The 21,322-nt window shown below is 65.9% G+C and carries 27 protein-coding genes; 6 read left to right on the forward strand and 21 right to left on the reverse strand.

Annotated elements, in window-relative coordinates:
* Positions 1-31: 31 nt before the first annotated feature.
* Positions 32-1,015, reverse strand: a complete 984-nt coding sequence (locus ACXJJ8_RS04310) for a malate dehydrogenase (protein ID WP_499027149.1) — start codon at positions 1,013-1,015, stop codon at positions 32-34.
* Positions 1,016-1,058: 43 nt separating this feature from the next.
* Complete coding sequence (locus ACXJJ8_RS04315) at positions 1,059-2,264, reverse strand: pyridoxal phosphate-dependent aminotransferase (protein WP_499027150.1); 1,206 nt, start codon at positions 2,262-2,264, stop codon at positions 1,059-1,061.
* A gap of 28 nt (positions 2,265-2,292) precedes the next feature.
* Between ACXJJ8_RS04315 and ACXJJ8_RS04320 the strand changes: the two genes are divergently transcribed.
* The 3 genes from ACXJJ8_RS04320 to ACXJJ8_RS04330 are packed head-to-tail and all read left to right on the forward strand — an operon-like array spanning position 2,293 to position 4,825.
* On the forward strand, positions 2,293-3,051 hold the full coding sequence (locus tag ACXJJ8_RS04320; protein WP_499027151.1) for a hypothetical protein: 759 nt from the start codon (positions 2,293-2,295) through the stop codon (positions 3,049-3,051).
* Positions 3,048-4,226 carry a M48 family metalloprotease gene (locus ACXJJ8_RS04325; protein WP_499027152.1) on the forward strand — a complete coding sequence of 393 codons (1,179 nt, stop codon included), beginning with the start codon at positions 3,048-3,050 and terminating at the stop codon, positions 4,224-4,226. Before ACXJJ8_RS04320 ends, ACXJJ8_RS04325 begins: the two co-directional genes overlap by 4 nt.
* Positions 4,226-4,825, forward strand: coding sequence for a hypothetical protein (locus tag ACXJJ8_RS04330; protein WP_499027153.1), 600 nt, complete (start codon positions 4,226-4,228; stop codon positions 4,823-4,825). The genes ACXJJ8_RS04325 and ACXJJ8_RS04330 overlap by 1 nt, the downstream gene beginning before the upstream one ends.
* A 3-nt stretch (positions 4,826-4,828) precedes the next feature.
* Here the strand turns inward: ACXJJ8_RS04330 and ACXJJ8_RS04335 are convergent, their stop codons facing one another.
* Positions 4,829-5,323, reverse strand: coding sequence for a peptidylprolyl isomerase (locus ACXJJ8_RS04335; protein WP_499027154.1), 495 nt, complete (start codon positions 5,321-5,323; stop codon positions 4,829-4,831).
* A 119-nt stretch (positions 5,324-5,442) separates the two neighbouring features.
* On the opposite strand from ACXJJ8_RS04335, the gene typA reads away from it, so the two are divergent.
* The 3 genes from typA to ACXJJ8_RS04350 all read left to right on the forward strand — a co-directional run bounded on the left by typA (position 5,443) and on the right by ACXJJ8_RS04350 (position 9,600).
* Positions 5,443-7,296, forward strand: a complete 1,854-nt coding sequence (gene typA / locus ACXJJ8_RS04340) for a translational GTPase TypA (protein ID WP_499027155.1) — start codon at positions 5,443-5,445, stop codon at positions 7,294-7,296.
* The gene (locus ACXJJ8_RS04345) at positions 7,296-7,796 is read left to right on the forward strand and encodes a DUF2127 domain-containing protein (protein ID WP_499027203.1); all 501 of its coding nucleotides are present in this window, start codon (positions 7,296-7,298) and stop codon (positions 7,794-7,796) included. The genes typA and ACXJJ8_RS04345 overlap by 1 nt, the downstream gene beginning before the upstream one ends.
* A 79-nt stretch (positions 7,797-7,875) precedes the next feature.
* Positions 7,876-9,600 (forward strand): amidase, encoded by a 1,725-nt coding sequence (locus ACXJJ8_RS04350; protein ID WP_499027156.1) that lies wholly within the window; start codon positions 7,876-7,878, stop codon positions 9,598-9,600.
* On the opposite strand, the gene ACXJJ8_RS04355 is transcribed toward ACXJJ8_RS04350, so the two are convergent.
* The 18 genes from ACXJJ8_RS04355 to rplX form a co-directional block, all read right to left on the reverse strand.
* Complete coding sequence (locus tag ACXJJ8_RS04355; RefSeq protein WP_499027157.1) at positions 9,551-10,606, reverse strand: WD40/YVTN/BNR-like repeat-containing protein; 1,056 nt, start codon at positions 10,604-10,606, stop codon at positions 9,551-9,553. The two genes, ACXJJ8_RS04350 and ACXJJ8_RS04355, sit on opposite strands and share 50 nt — an antisense overlap.
* Positions 10,603-11,997 (reverse strand): class II 3-deoxy-7-phosphoheptulonate synthase, encoded by a 1,395-nt coding sequence (locus ACXJJ8_RS04360; protein WP_499027158.1) that lies wholly within the window; start codon positions 11,995-11,997, stop codon positions 10,603-10,605. Before ACXJJ8_RS04360 ends, ACXJJ8_RS04355 begins: the two co-directional genes overlap by 4 nt.
* 79 nt (positions 11,998-12,076) lie before the next feature.
* Positions 12,077-12,577 carry a disulfide bond formation protein B gene (locus tag ACXJJ8_RS04365; RefSeq protein WP_499027159.1) on the reverse strand — a complete coding sequence of 167 codons (501 nt, stop codon included), beginning with the start codon at positions 12,575-12,577 and terminating at the stop codon, positions 12,077-12,079.
* Positions 12,578-12,691: 114 nt separating this feature from the next.
* Complete coding sequence (gene rplQ / locus ACXJJ8_RS04370; RefSeq protein ID WP_156641303.1) at positions 12,692-13,066, reverse strand: 50S ribosomal protein L17; 375 nt, start codon at positions 13,064-13,066, stop codon at positions 12,692-12,694.
* 187 nt (positions 13,067-13,253) lie between these two features.
* Positions 13,254-14,252, reverse strand: a complete 999-nt coding sequence (locus ACXJJ8_RS04375; RefSeq protein ID WP_156641302.1) for a DNA-directed RNA polymerase subunit alpha — start codon at positions 14,250-14,252, stop codon at positions 13,254-13,256.
* Between the two features lie 69 nt (positions 14,253-14,321).
* Positions 14,322-14,951, reverse strand: a complete 630-nt coding sequence (rpsD, locus tag ACXJJ8_RS04380; RefSeq protein WP_499027160.1) for a 30S ribosomal protein S4 — start codon at positions 14,949-14,951, stop codon at positions 14,322-14,324.
* Between the two features lie 14 nt (positions 14,952-14,965).
* Positions 14,966-15,361, reverse strand: a complete 396-nt coding sequence (gene rpsK, locus ACXJJ8_RS04385) for a 30S ribosomal protein S11 (protein ID WP_036167714.1) — start codon at positions 15,359-15,361, stop codon at positions 14,966-14,968.
* Between the two features lie 12 nt (positions 15,362-15,373).
* Entirely contained in the window at positions 15,374-15,730 is a 357-nt protein-coding gene (rpsM, locus tag ACXJJ8_RS04390; protein ID WP_499027161.1) for a 30S ribosomal protein S13, read from the reverse strand.
* 331 nt (positions 15,731-16,061) lie between these two features.
* Positions 16,062-17,414 carry a preprotein translocase subunit SecY gene (gene secY / locus ACXJJ8_RS04395; RefSeq protein WP_499027162.1) on the reverse strand — a complete coding sequence of 451 codons (1,353 nt, stop codon included), beginning with the start codon at positions 17,412-17,414 and terminating at the stop codon, positions 16,062-16,064.
* A 7-nt stretch (positions 17,415-17,421) separates the two neighbouring features.
* Entirely contained in the window at positions 17,422-17,859 is a 438-nt protein-coding gene (gene rplO, locus ACXJJ8_RS04400; protein ID WP_499027163.1) for a 50S ribosomal protein L15, read from the reverse strand.
* A 4-nt stretch (positions 17,860-17,863) separates the two neighbouring features.
* The gene (gene rpmD, locus ACXJJ8_RS04405; RefSeq protein ID WP_036167722.1) at positions 17,864-18,064 is read right to left on the reverse strand and encodes a 50S ribosomal protein L30; all 201 of its coding nucleotides are present in this window, start codon (positions 18,062-18,064) and stop codon (positions 17,864-17,866) included.
* A complete protein-coding gene (rpsE, locus tag ACXJJ8_RS04410; protein ID WP_499027164.1) occupies positions 18,057-18,593 on the reverse strand; it encodes a 30S ribosomal protein S5 in 537 nt (178 codons plus the stop codon). The genes rpmD and rpsE overlap by 8 nt, the downstream gene beginning before the upstream one ends.
* Before the next feature lie 135 nt (positions 18,594-18,728).
* Positions 18,729-19,082, reverse strand: a complete 354-nt coding sequence (rplR, locus tag ACXJJ8_RS04415) for a 50S ribosomal protein L18 (protein WP_498964694.1) — start codon at positions 19,080-19,082, stop codon at positions 18,729-18,731.
* Positions 19,083-19,110: 28 nt separating this feature from the next.
* Positions 19,111-19,638, reverse strand: coding sequence for a 50S ribosomal protein L6 (rplF, locus tag ACXJJ8_RS04420; protein ID WP_499027165.1), 528 nt, complete (start codon positions 19,636-19,638; stop codon positions 19,111-19,113).
* Positions 19,639-19,651: 13 nt separating this feature from the next.
* Positions 19,652-20,047 (reverse strand): 30S ribosomal protein S8, encoded by a 396-nt coding sequence (gene rpsH / locus ACXJJ8_RS04425; protein ID WP_499027166.1) that lies wholly within the window; start codon positions 20,045-20,047, stop codon positions 19,652-19,654.
* Positions 20,048-20,114: 67 nt separating this feature from the next.
* Entirely contained in the window at positions 20,115-20,420 is a 306-nt protein-coding gene (gene rpsN, locus ACXJJ8_RS04430) for a 30S ribosomal protein S14 (protein ID WP_499027167.1), read from the reverse strand.
* Positions 20,421-20,432: 12 nt separating this feature from the next.
* Positions 20,433-20,972, reverse strand: coding sequence for a 50S ribosomal protein L5 (gene rplE / locus ACXJJ8_RS04435; RefSeq protein WP_156641292.1), 540 nt, complete (start codon positions 20,970-20,972; stop codon positions 20,433-20,435).
* Between the two features lie 21 nt (positions 20,973-20,993).
* Positions 20,994-21,308 carry a 50S ribosomal protein L24 gene (gene rplX / locus ACXJJ8_RS04440; RefSeq protein WP_498964684.1) on the reverse strand — a complete coding sequence of 105 codons (315 nt, stop codon included), beginning with the start codon at positions 21,306-21,308 and terminating at the stop codon, positions 20,994-20,996.
* Positions 21,309-21,322 lie beyond the last annotated feature (14 nt).

The following is a 21,322-nucleotide window of genomic DNA, read 5'->3' on the forward strand; positions in this document are numbered from 1 at the left end:
ACGAGGCGGCCTTGCGGCCGCCTCGTAGGAATCAAAGTAGGTGCGCCACGCCGGCGCGCTCTTCCTCGAGCTCGGCGAGCGTCTTGTCCATGCGCTCGCGGCTGAAGTCGTCGATCGGCAGGTCGCGGATCATCGTGTACTCGCCGCCCTGCGTGGTGACCGGGAAGCCGTACAGCACGTCCTTCGGGATGCCGTAGCTGCCGTCGGAGGGAATGCCCATCGTCACCCACTTGCCGTTGCTGCCGAGCAGCCAGTCGCGCACGTGGTCGATCGCGGCGTTCGCGGCCGAAGCGGCCGAGGACAGACCGCGCGCTTCGATGATGGCGGCGCCGCGCTTGCCGACCTTCGGGATGAAGTCGTTCGCGTTCCAGTCGGCGTCGTTGATCTTGTCCTTCAACGATGCATTGCCGACGGTGGCGAAGCGGTAGTCGGGATACATCGTGGGCGAGTGGTTGCCCCACACGACCAGCTTGTCGATGTCGGCGACTTGCACGCCGGCCTTGATGGCCAGCTGCGACAGCGCGCGGTTGTGGTCCAGGCGCAGCATCGCGGTGAAGTTCTTCGCCGGCAGCGACGGCGCGGACTTCATGGCGATGTAGGCGTTGGTGTTGGCCGGGTTGCCGACCACGAGCACCTTGACGTTGCGCGAGGCGACGTCGTTCAACGCCTTGCCCTGTTCGGTGAAGATCTTCGCGTTCTCGAGCAGCAGGTCCTTGCGCTCCATGCCCGGGCCGCGCGGACGCGCGCCGACGAGCAGCGCGACATCGGCATCCTTGAATGCGACGCGCGGATCGTCCGTGCCGACCATGCCGGCGAGCAATGGGAACGCGCAGTCCTCGAGCTCCATCATCACGCCCTTCAGCGCGGCCTGCGCCTTGTCGAGCGGCAGCTCCAGCATCTGCAGGATGACCGGCTGGTCTTTCCCAAGCATCTCGCCGGAGGCGATGCGGAACAGCAGGGCGTAGCCGATCTGGCCGGCGGCGCCGGTGACGGCAACACGGACGGGGGTCTTCATGGTGCGGTGGCTCCGGAAATCTGTGGGGATGGTGCGTGCGGTGTCACTGCAGCTCTTCGAAGAACTGCTTGAAGCGTTCCAGGCCCGGCGCGAGTTGCGGCGTCGGGCAGGTGTAGCTGATGCGCAGCGCGCGCGGTTCGCCGAAGGCCGAGCCCGGCACGCAGGCCACGCCCTTGGCTTCGAGCAGCGCGTTGCAGAAATCGACGTCGTTGCCGATCTTCTGGCCCGTCGGGCCGTGCGTCTTGCCGAAGGCGACGCTGATGTCGGGGAAGACGTAGAACGCGCCTTGCGGACGCGGGCACACGACACCCGGCAGCGTGGCCAGCATCGCCAGCACCTGGTCGCGCTTGGCCGAGAATTCGGCGTTCTTCTGCGCCGGGATGTCCTGCGGACCGCTCAGCGCAGCGATCGCCGCGGCGGTGACCACTTCCGGGATGTTGGTGATGTGGTTCGAGTTCATCGTCGCGACGGCATTCGCGACATTCTTCGGGCCGGCGAGGAAACCGACGCGCCAGCCGGGCATGCCGTAGGTTTTCGACAGCGAGTCGAGGAAGATCACGCGATCGCGCAGCTCGGGGCGCGCGTGCACGAAGTTGTGGTAACCCAGGCCGTCGAACACCATGCGGTTGTAGATGTCGTCGGTGATCACCCAGGTGTCGGGATACTTCGCGACGACGTCGGCCAGCGCCGAGATCTCGTCCTTCGAGTACACCATGCCCGTCGGGTTGGACGGGTTGTTGAACAGGAAGACCTTCGGCTTGTTCGCCAGGGCGGCGTCGAGCTGGGCGGGCCTGATCTTGTAGTCCTGCGACGCAGGGCACGGAAGCAGGTCGATCTTCGCGTTCACGATCTCCGCGATGTCGAAGTAGCTGGTCCAGTAGGGCGTCGCGAAGCAGATGGTGTCGCCTTCGTCGAGCAGGGCCTCGGCGAGGTTGAAGATCACGTGCTTGGCGCCGATGCCGGTGGCGACGTTCGCGCGTTCGTATCCATTCAGGCCGATCTGCGCGATGTGAGCGAGGAAAGCGTCGAGGAGCGCATCGCTGCCGCGGTTGCTGCCGTACTGGCCGCTGTCTTTCGCCAACGCTTCACGAGCAGCGGCATAGACGTGGTCACCCGGGAGGAAGTTCGGTACACCGATGGAAAAGCTGATGATGTCGCGACCTTCGGACTTCAATCGCTTGGCCTTTTCGGCCACCACCATGATTGCGCTAGGCTTGGCGCGACCAATGCGCCGGGCGAGCTCAGGCATCGCGAAAACCTCTTCAAGGAAGCCGGAAATGCTAGCACAGGGGACGCTGTCGGCCGCAGTGCACCGGCCAGTCGCACGCAGGTTTTCCATCGTTTTCGCCCTCCTGGTCCTGGTCGTTGCAGGCCTGCCGGGCTGCATGTCGACGCAGGTGCGGCAGGTCGAGGATGCGCGCGGCAAGCCCGTGGTCATGTCGGGCACCACCGTGGTCCTCGTGGAGCCGGACATCGAGCTCTACGCCGTCGGCGCCGGCGGCATGGCCGAACCGCGCAAGGCCTGGACCGAGGCGGCGCGGAAGAACTTCCCCGATGCCGCGCGCCAGCGCCTGGAGGCGGTCGGCTTCACGCTCAAGCCCGATTTCTACCTGCCGAAGGACGCCGGCCCCGAAACCCGGCTGCGGCAGCTGTACCTGCTGAACCAGGCGGTGTCGATCAGCATCCTCAACTACGGGCGGCCCGGCACGCTGCGCAACAAGCACGACAAGTTCGACTGGACCCTCGGCCCGGGCGTGTCGACCCTGCGCGAAGCCACGGGCGCGGACTACGCCTTGTTCACCTACGTGCGAGACAGCTACACCAGTGGCGGGCGTGCGGCCATGCGCGTCATCGGCTTCCTCCTGCTCGGCGGCGACATCGGCGGCGGACAGCAGATGGGCCTGGCGTCCCTGGTCGACCTGCGCACCGGGCAGGTCGTCTGGCACAACCTCCTCGTCGACCAGACCGGCGACCTGCGCGACCAGGCCGGCGCACAGGAAACCGCGGGCGACCTGCTCGAGGGCATCCAGCGATGAGCCGCCCGGTCGCGCGCGTCGCAATCGCGGTCGCACTACTTGTCGTGCTCGCGGGCTGCGCCACGCAGCAACCGATGCGCAAGAGCGAACCCGGTTCGCGCCCGGTGGCGGGCACCGACGAGGACGAACTCTGGTACGCGATGGAGAAGTCGGAGGAAGACCTCCAGCGCTCGCCGATCCGCGTGCGCGATCCGGCGCTCAACGCCTACGTCAAGGACGTCGCCTGTCGCGCATCGGCCGGGTACTGCAAGGACCTGCGGGTCTACATCATGAACGTGCCCGCCTTCAACGCGAGCATGGCGCCGAACGGCACCATGATCGTGTGGACCGGCGCGTTGCTGCGCATTCGCGACGAAGCCGAACTGGCCTTCGTGCTCGGCCACGAAGCCGGCCACTTCCGCGCGCAGCACACGCTGCGCCAATGGCGGCGCATGAAGGACACCAGCGCATTCCTCAGCGCCTTCCAGGTGCTCGCTTACGGCGCCGGCTTCCCGAATACCGCGATGTTCGGCTCGCTCGGCATCTACGCCACGATCTTCAAGTTCAGCCGCGACATGGAACGCGAGGCCGACAAGCTCGGCTTCGAGGCCGTCGTTGCGCAGGGCTGGGATCCGCGCGCCGGCGCCGACGTGTGGGCGCGCATGTTGCGCGAGGAAAACACGCTGAAATACATCAGCCGCAGCACGGTGTTCGCCTCGCACCCGGCCACCGAGGAACGCCTGGCCGACGTGCGCGCCGCCGCCGCGGCCGTGCCCGATCCGCCGGACGTGCGCAACAAGGCGCAGTACCGCGAAGCGACGCGGCCCTTCCTCGAGGGTTGGCTGGTCGCCGAACTCGCGCAGCGTCGCTATGCAAGCTCGCAACTGGTGATCCAGGAACTGCTGGACGACGCGCCAAGGGAAGACAAAGGCATGCTGACCTTCTACCTGGGCGAAGCGTATCGCCGACACGACCAGCCCGGCGATGACGCGAAGGCCGCGCAACTGTTCGCAACCGCGATCACCCTGCCCGGCACGCCGGCCGGTGCGTGGCGCGAACACGGGTATGCATTGGCGCAAGCCGGACGCACCGACGAGGCGCGCGCTGCATTGCAGACCTACCTCGACCACGCACCGAACGCCGACGATCGCGCCTTCGTGCAGCGCGCGCTCGACAAACTCGGAGGCACGCGTTGATGCATCGCATGACATTCATCCGCAATGCGTTGGTGGCGTTGGCGACCGCGTTGATGCTCGCCGCCTGCGCCACCGGCAGCAGCACCAGCCGGCTCGTCACGCCGGGCGAAGTGCGCGCCGGCAAACTCGTGCTGAACAGTGAAATGGAATGGACGCGCGCGACGTCCAATCGTTCGCAACTGTGGACGATCGACGGCGAGCTGCTCAACCTGCTCTACCTGATCCACACGGTGAAGGAAGGCGACTACATCTTCCTCGGCCAGCGCGAGAGCAAGCGCCGGCCGGACGCGCCGTACTACCACAAGGGCATGCGCGAGGACGAACTGCGCGACCTCGTCGCGGACGGCCTGCTGAGCGCAGGCTTCGTCGGGGTGACGCCGAGCAACCTGCGGCCGGCGACGTTCGGCACGCATGCGGGGCTGCGGTTCGACGTCGACCTGCAGACCTCCGAAGGCCTGCAGTACCAGGGCCTGGTCGCGATGTTCGAACACGACAAGGGCCTGGCCCTGGCGATCTTCATCGCACCGCGCGAGTACTACTTCCCGCGCGATGGGGCGAAGGTGTCGAGGATGTTCGACACGCTTCGCTGGGAGGGGTAATCCTCAGGCGGCGAGGATCTTGTTCCACTCCGCCACGCGGTCGGCCTTCGCGGCCAGCACGGCATCGGCATCGCCTTCGATGCGCACGCGCTCGATCTTGTCGCCCTGCTTCACGGCATCCACCACGTCCATGCCCTCGACGACCTTGCCGAAGACGGTGTGCTTGCCGTCGAGCCACGGGGTCGGGACGTGCGTGATGAAGAACTGGCTGCCGTTGGTGTTCGGGCCGGCATTGGCCATCGAGAGCACGCCGCGGTCGTGGCGCAGGCCGTTGCCGGTCTCGTCCTCGAAGCGGTAGCCCGGGCCGCCGCGGCCGGAGCCCTCGGGGCAGCCGCCCTGGACCATGAAATCGGCGATGACGCGGTGGAAGTCGAGCCCGTCGTAGAAGCCACGCTTGGCGAGGTTGACGAAATTGGCGACCGTCAGCGGGGCCTTGTCGGGGGCCAGTTCGATGCGGATGGGGCCACGGGCGGTTTCGAAAACGGCGACCAGGGACATGCGGGAGGCTCCTGCGGGAAAGCCGCCGAGGATACTCCAGTCAGCGTTTCGTCCCCGCGCACGGGTATACTCGCCGGCTCTCTCAAGCGACCTCGCGCCGCCCCCGGCGCGCATTCATCATGTCCGTTTCCGTCGAACGCCTCCGCAACATCGCCATCGTCGCCCACGTCGACCATGGCAAGACCACCCTCGTCGACCAGCTGCTGAAGCAGTCCGGCACCCTCAGCGAGCGCGCCGTGGTCCCGGACCGCGTGATGGACAGCAACGACCTCGAAAAGGAACGCGGCATCACGATCCTTTCGAAGAACACCGCGATCCGCTGGACCCACCCGAAGACGGGCGAGGTGTGGCGCATCAACATCGTCGACACCCCGGGGCATGCCGACTTCGGCGGCGAAGTGGAACGCGTGTTGTCGATGGTCGATTCGGTGCTGATCCTCGTCGATGCGATGGACGGCCCGATGCCGCAGACGCGCTTCGTGACGCAGAAGGCGTTCGCGATGGGCTTCAAGCCGATCGTCGTGGTCAACAAGGTCGACCGCCCCGGCGCGCGCGCCAGCTGGGTGCTCGACCAGACCTTCGATCTGTTCGACCGCCTCGGCGCCACCGACGACCAGCTCGACTTCACCACCGTCTACGCCTCGGGCCTGCAGGGCTACGCCGGCATGGACGAAAGTGTGCGCGACGGCGACATGACGCCGCTGTTCGAAGCGATCTGCGAGCACGTGCCCGCGCCGCCGGTCGATCCGGACGGCCCGTTCCAGATGCGCGTGACCTCGCTGGACTACAACAACTACGTCGGCATCATCGGCGTGGGCCGCATCCAGCGCGGCAAGGTCAAGACGAACCAGACGGTCACCGTCATCGACCGCGACGGCAAGACGCGCAACGGCAAGGTGGTGCAGGTGCTCGGCTTCATGGGCCTTGAGCGCGTGGAAGTGCCCGAAGCGCAGGCCGGCGACATCATCGCGTTCTCGGGCATCGAAAACCTCGGCATCTCCGACACGCTGTGCGATCCCACGGCCGTCGAACAACTCCCGGTGCTCACCGTCGACGAACCGACGATCTCGATGACCTTCCAGGTCAACGACTCGCCGTTCGCGGGCGTCAAGGACCGCAGCGGCGGCAAGTTCCTCACCTCGCGCCAGCTGCGCGACCGCCTCACGCGCGAAACGCAGCACAACGTCGCGCTGAAGGTCGAGGACACGGGCGACGCGGACAAGTTCAAGGTCAGCGGCCGCGGCGAACTGCACCTGTCGATCCTCATCGAGAACATGCGTCGCGAAGGCTACGAGCTCGCGGTCTCGCGCCCGGAAGTGATCATCAAGACGATCGACGGCGTGGTGTCCGAACCGTTCGAATCGCTCGTCGTCGACATGGAAGAACAATTCCAGGGCGGCGTGATGGGCCGCCTCGGCGAGCGCAAGGCGCTGCTGCAGAACATGGAACCCGACGGCAAGGGCCGCGTGCGCCTGGACTATTTGATTCCCGCGCGCGGGCTGATCGGTTTCCAGACCGAGTTCCGCACGATCACCGCCGGCACCGGCATGCTCTTCCACGTCTTCGACCATTACGGCCCGAAGGCGGAAGGCCAGATCGGCCAGCGCCAGAACGGCGTGCTGATCTCCAACGGCACCGGCCCGTCGCCTGCCTACGCGCAGATGGCGATGCAGGAACGCGGCCGCCTGTTCATCGAACCGGGCGAGGAGATCTACGAAGGCCAGATCGTCGGCATCCATTCGAAGGACAACGACCTGACGGTCAATGCGCTGCGCGGCAAGCAGCTCACCAACTTCCGCGCGTCCGGCAAGGACGACGATGAAGGCCTGATCCCGGCGATCAAGTTCTCGCTCGAGCAGGCGCTGGAATTCATCGACGACGACGAACTCGTCGAGATCACGCCGAAGGCGATCCGACTGCGCAAGAAGTCGCGCACCGAAACCGACCGCAAGCGCGCTTCGCGCGCTGCGTGATGCAGGAGTCGGCGCCACGCGTGGAAGCGGAGCGCTCGACAACGGTTTACGTGCACGATCCGCGGGCCCATCCGGGCCTGCGGATGATCGCGGTCATCGAAGGGATCAAGGGGTTGCTCGCGCTGTCTGCCGCGAGTGGCCTGGAATTGATCGGCCCCATCCCGCTCAAGCGCTGGGTGCACGAGCTGATCACGCGCTTCCAGCTGGAGCCGAACCACGGCGCGATGGCGTGGCTCGCCAACGCGATCAACCCGCATTCGGTGCACTTCGCCGCGGCGGCCGTGTGCATCTACGGCGTGCTGCATGTGATCGAAGCGTGGGGGCTGTGGCGCGACAAGGGATGGGCTTCGTTGCTCGGCTGCCTTGCCGCGTCGATCTATCTGCCTTTCGACCTCTACGCATTGATCCGCCACCCGGGGTGGGTGTCGGTCGCGGTGCTGGCCATCAATGTGCTGGTCGTCTGGGTTCTCGCACGCGACCTGCTCAAGCGACGCCGCTGAGCCGCGCTGCGGTTGCCCCGGCTCCCCAGCCGCGCGATGCTCCGCCTTCGCGGCACGCCGCCGCCAAGGGGACCTCGCCATGCGCCTTGCCTTGCTCGCCCTCGCCCTCCTCTCGGCCACGGGCTGYCAGCCGCGTGGGCCTGCCGAAAAGACCGCCACGCCATCGACCGCGAAACCCGGTGCGCCGGCTGCATCGACGGTGCCCGCCTTCGCCTTCGATGAAGCCGACATCGCCGGCCTGCAACAGCGCATGGCGAAGGGCGATCTCACGAGCCACGCGCTGACGCAGGCCTACCTGGATCGCATCGCGGCGATCGACAAGGCCGGGCCGGCCCTCAATTCGGTGATCGAACTCAATCCCCGGGCGCTGTCGGAATCCGATGCGCTCGACGCCGAGCGCAAGGCCGGCAAGGTGCGCGGCCCGATGCACGGCATTCCCGTGTTGCTGAAGGACAACATCGACGCGGTGCCGATGGTGAACTCCGGCGGCTCGCTCGCACTCGCGGACAACAAGCCCTCGCGCGACGCTTTCCTCGTGCAACGCCTGCGCGCCGCGGGTGCGGTGATCCTGGGCAAGACCAATCTCAGCGAGTGGGCCAACTTCCGCTCGACGCGTGCGAGCTCGGGCTGGAGCGGCCGTGGTGGGCAGACGAAGAACCCGTACGCGCTCGATCGCAACCCCTGCGGTTCCAGCGCGGGCACGGGCACCGCGATCGCGGCGAACCTCGCCGTCGTCGGCGTCGGCACGGAAACGGACGGCAGCATCATCTGCCCGGCGTCGGTCGCCGGCCTGGTCGGGTTGAAGCCGACAGTGGGCCTGGTGAGCCGCGACGGCATCATTCCCATCTCGAGCAGCCAGGACACCGCGGGCCCGATGACGCGCACGGTGTCGGATGCGGCTGCGATGCTGTCGGCGATGGTCGGGCGCGACGATGGCGACTCGGCGACGGCGAACAACGTCGGCAAGGCGGTGTTCGACTACGAGAAGCGGCTCGACGCAAACGCGCTGCAAGGCCTGCGCGTGGGCATCCTGCGCAAGGAAATGGGCTGGCATCCCGACGTCGATGCAGCGATGGAGCGCGTGGTCGCCACGCTGAAATCCGCGGGCGCGCAGGTCGTCGATGCGGAGATCGCGACCAAGGGCAAGTGGGACGATCCGGAATTCGAAGTGCTGCTGTTCGAGTTCAAGGCGGGCGTGGAGAACTACCTGCGCAAGCACGATGCAGGGCCGAAGACGCTCGCGCAACTGATCGAATTCAACAACCAGCATGTCGCCGAAGAGATGCCCTACTTTGGGCAGGAGATCTTCGAGAAGGCGAACGCCAAGGGATCGCTCGGCGATCCGGCGTATCTGGAGGCGAAAGCGACAGCGCGGCGCCTCGCAGGCCCCGATGGCATCGATGCGGCGCTGAAGCAATCGAACGTCGAGGTGCTGATCGCGCCGGCGATGTCGCCGGCGTGGCCGACCGACCAGGTGCTCGGCGATCACTTCGTCGGTGCCGGTTACGGTGTCGCCGCGGTGGCGGGTTATCCGAGCCTGACGGTGCCGATGGGCGAAAGCCACGGCTTGCCGATCGGCGTGGTGTTCATCGGGCCGGCGTGGAGCGAATCGAAGCTGCTGTCGGTCGGGTATGCGTACGAGCAGCGCAGCAAGCTGCGGCGTGCGCCGACGTTCCTTCCGACGGTGGTGTTGGGGAAGACTGCGTTGCCCTCGTCGAAGGCGAACGCGATGCCGGTGTGGACCACGGCGCCGGCTACGGATTCGACGGCGACGTTGCCTGCGGCTGCTTCGACGAAAAAGTGATGCGGGCGATGCGGCCCTTGTCGCCGCTCGCCCAGGCGGTCATGCCGGCGCGATCGATCGCGTCGTAGCCGGCCTTCGACAGCGGCCGCCACGTTGGCGTGCCGCCCGGCGGCGCATCGACCGCCTCGACGCCAGTCGGGCCCACTGCGATGCACAGCGACATGGAAAAACACGCCGCCCCCGAGCGATAGCCGGGCGGCGGTGGCAACAAGGTGACCACCAAGCCGTCGGCACCGTGGTCGAGGAAGGCTGCACTGCCTTGCGCTTCATGTTCGAAGTCGCCGCCGACGAGCAGCGAACGCGCTCCAACGGCGTTGCTGATCGAGAAGATGCCGGCCGCGGGAACGCGATGCGGCATGTCGGTGGGATACGGTTTCCACGCCGGGGATTGCGCACGCGTCGCGTGGATGCGCGAAGCGGCGCCACCGCCCGCGACGTACAGTTGGTCCTTCATGCCGCGCGCGATGCACGTGCCGCTCGCCGCAAATGCGGCTTCCTCTTGCAGCGCTTCGGGACCATCGGGTCGCAACGCCCACGTGCGTCCGCCATCGTGCGTTTCGCGAACCTGGTAACGCCCGTCGACCGGATCGCCGAGCATCCAACCCTTTTGTCCTTCGAACACCATGCAATCGAAGAACGCGCGCTCGTCGTCGTTCTTCAATGCGAGCTTCCACGACTTGCCCGCGTCTTCCGTTCGATAGACGCGCGATTGTTCGTCCGGCCCGATGCTCAGCACGACGGCCGTATTCGCGTCGAACGCTTCGATATCGCGGAAATCGAGCGCCTTCGCCTCCGGCACCGACACGTTGATCCAATGTGCGCCGCCATCGACGGTGCGGAGTACGGTGCCTTCGCGCCCGCTCGCCCATGCAATGTCTTGATCGACCGCGGAAATGCCGCGCAGGCGCACGCTCACGCCGCTGTCCTGCGTTTCGATGGTCGGATTGGCCGCGAAAGCGCTCGCCGCGAAACCCGCCGCGGCGATGGCGATCAACGAACGCCTCACGCGTGCACCGGTGCCATCAACTGCGCCTGCTTGCGCACGATCAGCATCGCGGTTTCCAGCGCCTGTTCGTAATTCAGGCGCGGGTCGACCGTCGAGCGATAGGCGCGCACCAGGTCGCTCTCGGTGAGCTCACGCGCGCCGCCGAGGCATTCGGTGACGTCTTCGCCCGTCAGCTCCAGATGCACGCCACCCAGGCGCGTGCCGGCGACGGCATGCAGTTCGTAGGCCTGTTCCAACTCGTTGCGGATGTTGCCGAAGCGGCGCGTCTTGTAACCGTTGGCCGTGCTTTCGGTGTTGCCGTGCATCGGGTCGCAGACCCAGAGGACGCGGCGGCCTTCGCGCCGTACGACGTCGAGCAGCGCCGGCAGCTTGCCGCCGATCTGCGTGGCACCCATGCGATGCACGAGCGTCAGGCGGCCCGGTTCGTCTTCCGGGTTCAGCACGTCGATCAGTTTCATCAAACCATCCGGCGTCGTGCTGGGCCCGATCTTCACCGCGATCGGATTGCGGATGCCGCGGAAGTATTCGACGTGCGCGCCATCGAGCGCAGCCGTTCGCATGCCGATCCACGGGAAGTGCGTGCTCAGGTTGAACCACCCCCACTGGCGTGGCACCTGGCGCGTTTGGGCTTCTTCGTATGGCAGCAGCAGCGCTTCGTGCGCGGTGTAGAAGTCGACGCGGTTGAGGTTGTGTACCTGCGAACCGGACAGCGTTTCCATGAAGCGCACGGCGTCGCCGATGCTCGCGACCATGCGGTGGTATTCGTCGGCGAGCGGAGAATGGCCCACCCAGCGCAGGTCCCAGTATTCGGGATGGTGGAGGTCGGCGAAACCGCCATCGATCAACGCGCGCACGAAGTTCATCGTCATCGCCGAGCGCGCATGCGCCTTGATCATGCGACGCGGATCGGGCGTGCGCTCGGCGGCGGTGAAGCCGGGGGCGTTGACGATGTCGCCGCGGTAGCTCGGGAGCGTCACGCCGTCGCGCGTTTCATCGTCGGTCGAACGCGGCTTGGCGTACTGCCCTGCGAAGCGACCGACGCGTACCACCGGCAGGCGCAGGCCATGAACGAGCACCAGGCTCATCTGCAGCAGCACCTTCAGGCGATTGGAGATGACGTCGGAGTTGCACTCGGCGAAATTCTCCGCGCAGTCGCCGCCCTGCAGCAGGAAGCGCCTGCCTTCCTGCGCGTCGGCCAGATGCTGCTTGAGCGCGATGATTTCCCACGACGTGACCAGCGGCGGAAGGCCGCGCAGTTCGCGCAGCGTTTCGTTCAATGCGTCCGCATCGGGATACACGGGCATCTGCGTCGCCGGGCGCGCGCGCCAGCTGTCGGGCGCCCAGTCGACGGGAAGGTTCACGGGAAGCAGCGAGCGATCTGGATTTGCCATGGGACGACGCCGATTGTTGCAGTGCGTCGTCGCATCATGGGCCGGGGACGGAGCGCCCGCAACCGCCGGAATGCACCGTTCAGCGGCGGCGGAATGCGCTCATCGCAATCAGGCCCGTCAACAGCAGGAACCACAGCAACGCCCAGGCCGGCATCGACAGACCAAGGAAGTGCCAGTCGACCTTTGCGCATTCGCCCGAGCCGGTCAGGACCTGGCGCACGACGTCGGCGAAGGGGCTGGCGTCCATCATGAATTCGAGCGGCGGGCCGCAGGCCGGCACCTGGTCCGGCGGAAGGTGCGTCAGGTACACGTGGCGCCCCGCGATGCCGACACCGGCGAGCGCGGGAATCATCGCGATGACACCGAAGATGCGGCGCCCCGTCGTGCCGCGCGGGGCAAATACGCCGCCGACCAGGAAGGCCAGGCCCAGCGCCGCAAAGGCGATGCGCTGGAAGATGCACAGCGGGCACGGGTTGAGATGCCAGTGGGTTTGCGAAAACAGCGCGAACCCGATCAGCGCCGCGCATGCGACGAACCCGAGCAGGAAACGGAGGCGGAAGGTGGCGGCGTTGTCGTTCATGCGCGCAAGCGTGGCTGAGCTTGGGCCCGATGGGAAGTGGCGCGCGTCCTGCGTCGCCAAAAAAAGAAACCCCGGCACGAGGCCGGGGTTCCAGGTATCGCATGGGGCGACCGATTACTCGGTGGCCGCCTCGGGACGGTCGACCAGTTCGACATACGCCATCGGCGCGTTGTCGCCGGCGCGGAAGCCGCACTTGAGGATGCGCAGGTAACCGCCCGGACGGGAGGCGTAGCGCGGACCGAGGATGGTGAAGAGGTTGCCGACCGCTTCCTTGTCGCGCAGGCGCGAGAAGGCAAGGCGGCGATTGGCGACGCCGTCGATCTTCGAGAGCGTGATGAGCGGCTCTGCGACGCGGCGAAGTTCCTTCGCCTTCGGCAGCGTGGTGCGGATCAATTCGTGCTTGAACAGCGAGGCGGCCATGTTGCTGAACATCGCATCGCGATGGGCACTGGTGCGGCTGAACTTGCGTCCGGCTTTCTTGTGGCGCATGGGTTGGTTTCCTTTCGAATCTTGTGTCGTTGGATTTCGTTGTCGCCATCCTGGCGTTCGAACTCGGACTGCGTTGGCCCTGGCCGACCCTCCGTGGGCGGCGCGCCGCGCGACTTAAGCCGCGTCGGTTGTGTTGCTTGTTTCAAACCGATGCCTGCGCGGAAAACCGCGCAGGCATCGATGCTGCCTAGCCCATCATCCCGTGCGAGGCGATGCCTGCCGGCGGCCAGTTTTCGAGCTTCATGCCGAGCGAAAGGCCGCGCTGGGCGAGCACTTCCTTGATCTCGGTGAGCGACTTCTTGCCGAGGTTCGGCGTCTTGAGCAGTTCGACTTCCGTCTTCTGGATCAGGTCGCCGATGTAGTAGATGCTTTCGGCCTTGAGGCAGTTGGCCGAACGCACCGTCAGCTCGAGGTCGTCGATCGGGCGCAGGAGCACCGGATCCACGCCGCTCGCCTGCGGCTTCGCCGCACCGCGGTCGCGGTGGGTGAAATCGCCGAACACCGACAGTTGGTCGCTGAGGATGTCGGCGGCGGTGCGCACGGCTTCCTCGGCGTCGATCGTGCCGTTGGTCTCGATGTCCAGGACGAGCTTGTCCAGGTCGGTGCGCTGCTCGACGCGCGCGGCTTCGACCGCGTAAGCGACGCGGCGAACCGGCGAGAACGAGGCATCCAGCATCAGGCGACCGATCGCGCGGGTCTCTTCGTCCGGACGGCGACGCGCGGCGGCCGGCTGGTAGCCGAAACCCCGCTCGATCTTCAGGCGCATGTTCAGCGCCGTGTCCTTGGTGAGGTGCGCGATCACGTGCGCCGGATTCAGGATCTCGACGTTGTGGTCGGTCTTGATGTCGCCGGCGGTGACGACGCCAGGACCCTGCTTGGCAAGGTTCAGCGTGGACGAATCGCCGGTGTGCATGCGGATCGCCACGTCCTTGAGGTTCAACAACACCTCGAGCACGTCTTCCTGCAGGCCTTCGACCGTGGTGTACTCATGCAGCACGCCGTCGATCTCGACTTCCGTGATCGCGAAGCCGGGGATCGAGGACAGCAGCACGCGGCGCAGCGCGTTGCCGAGCGTGTGGCCGTAACCGCGTTCCAGCGGTTCGATCACGACCTTGGCGCGGTTTTCAGCGATACGCTCGATCTGCGGACCGCGGGGGCGCAAGACTTGGTTTGCGGTAACCGTCATGTTGTAACGTCTCCAATAGGGCGACATGCGACCACGTCTGATCGCATGTCTGATGCAACTTGCGAACCGTTACTTCGAATACAACTCGACGATCAGCGCTTCGTTGATGTCTGCAGGCAACTCGGCGCGGTCCGGCACGGTCTTGAACACGCCGGCGAACTTCTTCGCGTCGACTTCGACCCATGCCGGCGACAGATCCATCTGCTGCGCGACGGTGACCGATTCCTGCACGCGAAGCTGCTTCTGCGCGCGCTCAGAGAGCGCGATCGCGTCGCCAGCCTTGACGGCGAACGACGGCAGGTTCACCGGCTTGCCGTTGACCGTGACGCCGCGGTGCGAAACCAGCTGGCGCGCGGCCGGGCGGGTGACGGCGAAGCCCATGCGATAGACGACGTTGTCCAGGCGCGTCTCGAGGAGCTGCAACAGGTTTTCACCCGTGTTGCCCTTCTTGGTGGACGCCTTCTTGTAGTAGTTGCGGAACTGACGCTCCAGCAGGCCGTAGATGCGCTTGACCTTCTGCTTTTCGCGCAGCTGGGTCGCATAGTCGGACAGCTTGCCCTTGCGGGCGGTGGCGCCGTGCTGGCCGGGCTTCTGCTCCAGCTTGCACTTGGAATCGAGCGCGCGCGCCGGCGACTTCAGGCCGAGATCGGCGCCTTCGCGACGGGCGAGCTTACAGGTGGGACCAATATAACGAGCCATTTTTCTTCAGCTCCTCAGACGCGGCGCTTTTTCGGCGGACGGCACCCGTTGTGCGGGATGGGCGTCACGTCGATGATGTTGGTGATCTTGTAGCCGACGTTGTTCAACGAACGCACGGCGCTCTCACGACCCGGACCGGGACCCTTGATGCGGACTTCCAGCGACTTGACGCCGTAGTCGAGCGCAGCACGGCCGGCCTTTTCGGCGGCAACCTGGGCGGCGAACGGGGTGGACTTGCGCGAACCGCGGAAGCCCGCGCCGCCCGAAGTCGCCCACGACAGCGCGTTGCCCTGGCGGTCGGTGATCGTGACGATGGTGTTGTTGAACGAAGCGTGGACGTGCGCAACGCCGTCGGTGACGACGCGCTTGATCTTCTTCTTCGTTTTTGCGGCAGCTGCCGGCTTGGCCATGGTGTGGGTTCCTTACTTCTTGATGGCCTTGCGCGGACCCTTGCGGGTGCGTGCATTGGTCCGGGTGCGCTGGCCACGCAGCGGGAGACCACGGCGGTGACGCAGGCCGCGATAGCAGGCCAGGTCCATCAGACGCTTGATGGCCATGCCGACTTCACGACGCAGGTCGCCTTCGACCACGAACTTGCCGACTTCGGCGCGCAGGCGCTCGACGTCGGGTTCGGACAGGTCGCGGATCTTGATGTTCGAAGCAACGCCCGCAGCGGTGCAGACCTTCTTCGAACGGGTACGGCCGATGCCGTAGATGCTTTGCAGCCCGACCCAGACATGCTTCTGGGCAGGCAGGTTGACGCCCGCAATACGCGCCATGACGCGATCTCCAAAACTGATGGCCGCCGGACGAGTTCGAGCCGGCAAGGGAACAAGAAAGTTTAGCGTGGTCTCGTGGAACTTGGAAGCCCCGGGCCAGCAAGGCCCTGAACCCGGCATGGGGAGTGTGCCCATGCTCCGGCGACGGATTCCGGACTGCCCGGACATGACGGCGAACCCCGCCCTGCCCTTGCCCCGCGCGCTACTCCGGCGCGCGGTCTGGTCCGGACCCACCCGCGCACGAGACCGCCGCGCGAGTCGCCCTGGTCGACCCGGGCGAAACCCGGGTCGGGTGCGGAACCGGCTGGGCCGGTGCCGCGGTGTATTTCGATCAGCGGCCGCTCAGGCCGCGCGACCCCTTGAGGTTCGCCTTCTTCAGCAGGCTTTCGTACTGGTGGGACGTCAGGTGCGCCTGGATCTGCGCCATGAAGTCCATCACCACCACCACCACGATCAGCAGCGACGTGCCACCGAAGTAGAACGAGGCGCCGATTTTCGTGCGCATCACTTCAGGAAGCAAGCACACCAGCACCAGATAGGCCGCACCCGCACCGGTCAGGCGCGTCAGCACGCCGTCGATGTAGTCGGCGGTCGCCTTGCCGGGACGGATGCCCGGGATCAGCGCGCCCGACTTCTTGAGGTTGTCGGCCGTTTCCTGCGAGTTGAAGACCAGCGCGGTGTAGAAGAACGCGAAGCCGATGATCAGCGCCGCGAACAGGATCATGTGCAGCGGCTCGCCCGGCGCCAGCGACTGCGCCGCGCGCTGCAGCCAGTTGGCCTGCCCCGCCTGGCCGAACCAGGTCGATGCCGTGGCCGGGAACATGATCAGGCTCGACGCGAAGATCGGCGGGATCACGCCCGACATGTTGAGCTTCAGCGGCAGGAACGAGGTCTGGTTCATGTACGCGTTGCGACCGCCACCCTGGCGGCGCGCGTAGTTGACCGTCACCCGGCGCTGCCCGCGCTCGACGAACACGACGAGGAAGGTGAAGGCGATCACGATGAGGGCGATGGACATCACCTGCAACGCGGAGATGTCGCCGTTGCGCGCCTGTTCGAACGTGGTGAGCACCGCGCCCGGCAGGCCGGAGACGATACCGGCGAAGATGATCAGCGACACGCCGTTGCCGATGCCGCGCTCGGTGACCTGTTCGCCCAGCCACATCAGGAACATGGTGCCCGCGGTCAACGAAACCACTGCGGTCAACACGAACCCGGGGCCCGGGTTGTAGACCACCGGCATGCCGCCGGAAGCCACCTGGTGCTGCAACGCCCAGGCGATCGAACCGGCCTGCACGACCGCGAGGAACACCGCGCCCATGCGCGAGTACTGCGTGATCTTGCGGCGACCGGACTCGCCTTCCTTCGACATCGCCTTCCAGCTCGGCAGGATCTGCGTCATCAACTGCACGACGATCGATGCCGAGATGTACGGGACGACGTTCAACGCGAACAGGCTGAAGTGCTGGAGCGCGCCACCGGAGAACATGTTGAACATGTCCACGATGGTGCCCTTCTGCGACTCCATGAGCTGGATCATCGCTTGCGGGTTGACGCCCGGCACCGGGATGTAGCAACCGATGCGATAGACGATCAACGCGCCAAGGACGAAGAACAAACGCTGGCGGAGCTCGGTGAATTTACCGAGCCCGCCACCGAGATTCGCAGCTGCGCCTCGCGCCATGCGTCGCTTACTCCCCGACCTGGCCGCCGGCCGCTTCGATCGCGGCCTTCGCGCCCGCCGTGGCCATCAGGCCCTGGAGCACGAACTTCTTGGTCACTTCGCCCTTCTTCACGACCTTCACCTTGCGGGCGGCCTGCGGGATGAGCTTGGCGGCGCGCAGCGCGGCGATGTCGATCGTGCCGGCGTCCAGCTTGTCCAGCTGGTACAGCAGCACTTCGGCGGCGTCCTTCTGCATCTTGGAACGGAAACCGATCTTCGGCAGGCGACGCTGCATGGGCATCTGGCCGCCTTCGAAGCCGGCCTTGATCTTGCCCTTGCCGCTACGGGCGAACGAGCCCTTATGGCCGCGGCCCGCGGTCTTGCCGAGGCCCGAACCGATGCCGCGACCGACGCGGGTGCGTTCCTGGCGGGCGCCGTCGGCGGGCTTGAGGGTATTCATACGCATGTGGTCAATCCTCCACGCGAACGAGGTAGTGCAGCTGCGTGATCAGGCCACGCACCTGCGGGCTGTCCTTCAGCTCGCGCACATCGTTGAGCTTGTTGAGGCCGAGGGCGCGCACGGACAGGCGATGACGCGCCTGCGTGCCGCGAAGGCCCTTGACGAGGCGCACCTTGACGGTGCCACCGGTGTTTGCGGGCGACTTAGCCATGGTTCAAGTCCTCGACCTTCTTGCCGCGCTTGGCCGCGATCTTGTTCGGCGAGCTCGTCTCACCCAGGCCGCGCAGCGTGGCGCGCACCAGGTTGATCGGATTGCGCGAACCGACGGCCTTCGCCAGCACGTTCTTGACGCCGACCGCTTCGAGCACGGCGCGCATCGCGCCGCCGGCGATCACGCCGGTACCTTCGGAGGCGGGCTGCATGAACACGCGCGCCGCACCGTGGCCCGACTTCACGGCGTGCCAGAGCGTGCCGTTGTTGAGGTCGACCTGGATGAAGCTCTTGCGCGCATATTCCATCGACTTCTGGATCGCGACCGGCACTTCGCGCGCCTTGCCGTAACCGAAGCCGACCTTGCCGTTGCCGTCGCCCACCACCGTCAGCGCGGTGAAGGTGAACTGGCGACCGCCCTTGACCGTCTTGCTGACGCGATTGACCGCGATCAGCTTTTCGATCATGCCGTCATCGACTTCCTCGCGGTCGCGGCGATCGCGCCCCCGGGATTCACGTTGTTCTGCCATTGTCTTGTCTCGGTAGTAAAGGGAATTACGGCTCTTGGCCGCTTGGAGTTGTTGGTATGCCGCGGGTGCACCGCGAACGGGAGAACTCCCGCCCGCGTCCGATACCGACCGTATCGACGGTTGAAAAGTGCTTGCTTAGAACTGCAGGCCGCCTTCGCGCGCCGCATCGGCGAGCGCCTTGATGCGACCGTGGTAGCGGTAGCCCGAGCGGTCGAACGCGACCTTCTCGACGCCGGCAGCCTTGGCCTTTTCGGCGATCATGCGACCGACCTTGGCGGCGGCGTCGGCGTTGCGACCGTTCTTCAGGCCTTCCTTGACGTCGGACTGCACGGTGGAGGCCGAAGCCAGGACCTTGGAGCCGTCGGCGGTGAAGACCTGGGCGTACAGATGCTGGCCGGTGCGCAGCACCGACAGGCGCGGGACGCCGAGTTCGCGGATGTGCGCGCGGGTCGACTTGGCGCGGCGCAGGCGGGCGGGTTTCTTGTTCATGCGTATGTCTCCGAAAGCTGAAGGCCGCTTAGGCCTTCTTGGCTTCCTTGCGGATGATGTTCTCGCCGGCGTACTTCACGCCCTTGCCCTTGTACGGTTCCGGCGGACGGAAACCGCGGATCTTCGCCGCCACTTCGCCGACGCGCTGCTTGTCGGCGCCGGACACGACGATTTCCGTCTGCGTCGGCGTGGCGATGGTGATGCCTTCGGGCGCCTTGAACAGCACCGGGTGGGAAAAACCGAGCGAGAGGTTCAGGTCCGCGCCCTGCATCGCGGCACGGTAACCGACGCCGACCAGCTCGAGCTTGCGCTCGAAGCCCTGGCTGACGCCCTGCACCATGTTCGCGAGGATGGCGCGGAGCGTACCCGCCATCGGAAGGAGCGACGGATCGTTGGCCGAGAGCAGCGCATTGCCGTCTTCGACCTTGACTTCGACGCCGGCCGGCTTGGCGATCGACAGGGTGCCCTTCGGGCCCTTGACGGTCACGTTCTCGGCCTGGATGTTCATTTCGACGCCCTTGGCCAGGGCAATCGGTTGCTTGGCGACGCGCGACATAGTCGTTACTCCCTTAGGCCACGACGCACAGGACTTCACCGCCGACGCCCTGCTGGCGCGCCTGCGAGTCGGTCATGATGCCCTTGGACGTGGAGATGATCGCGACACCGAGGCCACCGAGGACCTTGGGCAGCGCGTCCTTGCCGCGGTACTGGCGGAGGCTGGACTTCGAAACGCGCTGGAGGCGTTCGATGACCGGCTTGCCTTCGTAGTACTTCAGCGCGATTTCGAGGACCGACTTGGCGCCGTCCTTGGTCACGCGCGACGACGCGATGTAACCCTCGTCTTCGAGGACCTTCGCGATCGCGACCTTGATCTTGGACGACGGCATCGAAACAGCCGGCTTGCCGACGGCGGCCGCATTCTTGATGCGAACCAGCATGTCGGCGATGGGATCAGTCATGCTCATTGAATATTACCTTTGAGTGCACCGATATCCGCGGAATGCGAATACTTCTGTTGGAGCTTGGAACGGATTACCAGGACGCCTTGCGGAGGCCCGGGACGTCACCGTTCATCGTCGCCTTGCGGAGCATGTTCCGCCCCAGGCCGAACTTCTGGTAGACGCCACGCGGACGGCCGGTGATCGCGCAACGCGTGCGCTGGCGGCTTTCCGAGGAATCGCGCGGCAGCTTCTGCAGCTTGACCACGGCTTCCATCTTGTCTTCGTACGACGCGGTCGTGCTGGAGATGATCTTCTTCAGCGCAGCACGCTTCGCACCATGCTGCTTGGCCAGCTTGGCGCGCTTGACGTCGCGGTTGACCATCGAGGTCTTTGCCATGATGTCGTGCCCTTAGTTGCGGAACGGGAAGCGGAAGGCTTCGAGCAGGGCCTTGGCCTCCGCATCGGTCTTCGCCGTGGTGGTGATCGCGATGTCCATGCCGCGCATGGCGTCGACCTGGTCGAAATCGATCTCCGGGAAGATGATCTGTTCCTTGACGCCCATGTTGAAGTTGCCGCGGCCGTCGAACGAACGACCCGACACGCCGCGGAAGTCGCGGACGCGCGGCAGCGAGATGTTGATCAGGCGATCGAGGAACTCGAACATGCGGGCGCGGCGCAAGGTGACCTTGCAGCCGATCGGCCAGCCGTCGCGGATCTTGAAGGACGCCACCGAGATGCGCGACTTGGTGACCAACGGCTTCTGGCCGGAGATCTTGGCCATGTCGGCCACCGCGTTCTCGAGGATCTTCTTGTTCGCCGCCGCCTCGCCCACGCCCATGTTGAGCGTGACCTTGGAGAGCTTCGGCACTTGCATCGGATTGGTGTAGCCGAACTGCTTCATCAGCTTCGGCACCACTTCGTCCTTGTAAATCTTTTCAAGCCGGGTCATGACATTTCCTCGGACGGCCTATCAGCCGTCGATCGATTCACCACTGGAGCGGAACACACGCAATTTGCGTCCATCCTCCAGGACCTTGAAGCCGATGCGTTCGCCCTTGCCGGAGGCAGGGTTGAACAGCATGACATTCGAAATATGGATCGGCGCTTCGCGCTCGATCACGCCGCCGGCCTGGCCGAGCTGCGGGTTCGGCTTGGTGTGGCGCTTGATGACGTTGATGTTGGACACGACGACCTTGTCGCCGGCCACGCGCACCACGTCACCACGCTTGCCCTTGTCCTTGCCGGAGATGACGACCACCTGGTCGCCCTTGCGGATACGGTTCATATGGGTTCCTTCGC

The sequence above is a fragment of the Lysobacter sp. P5_C4 genome (assembly GCF_054049695.1).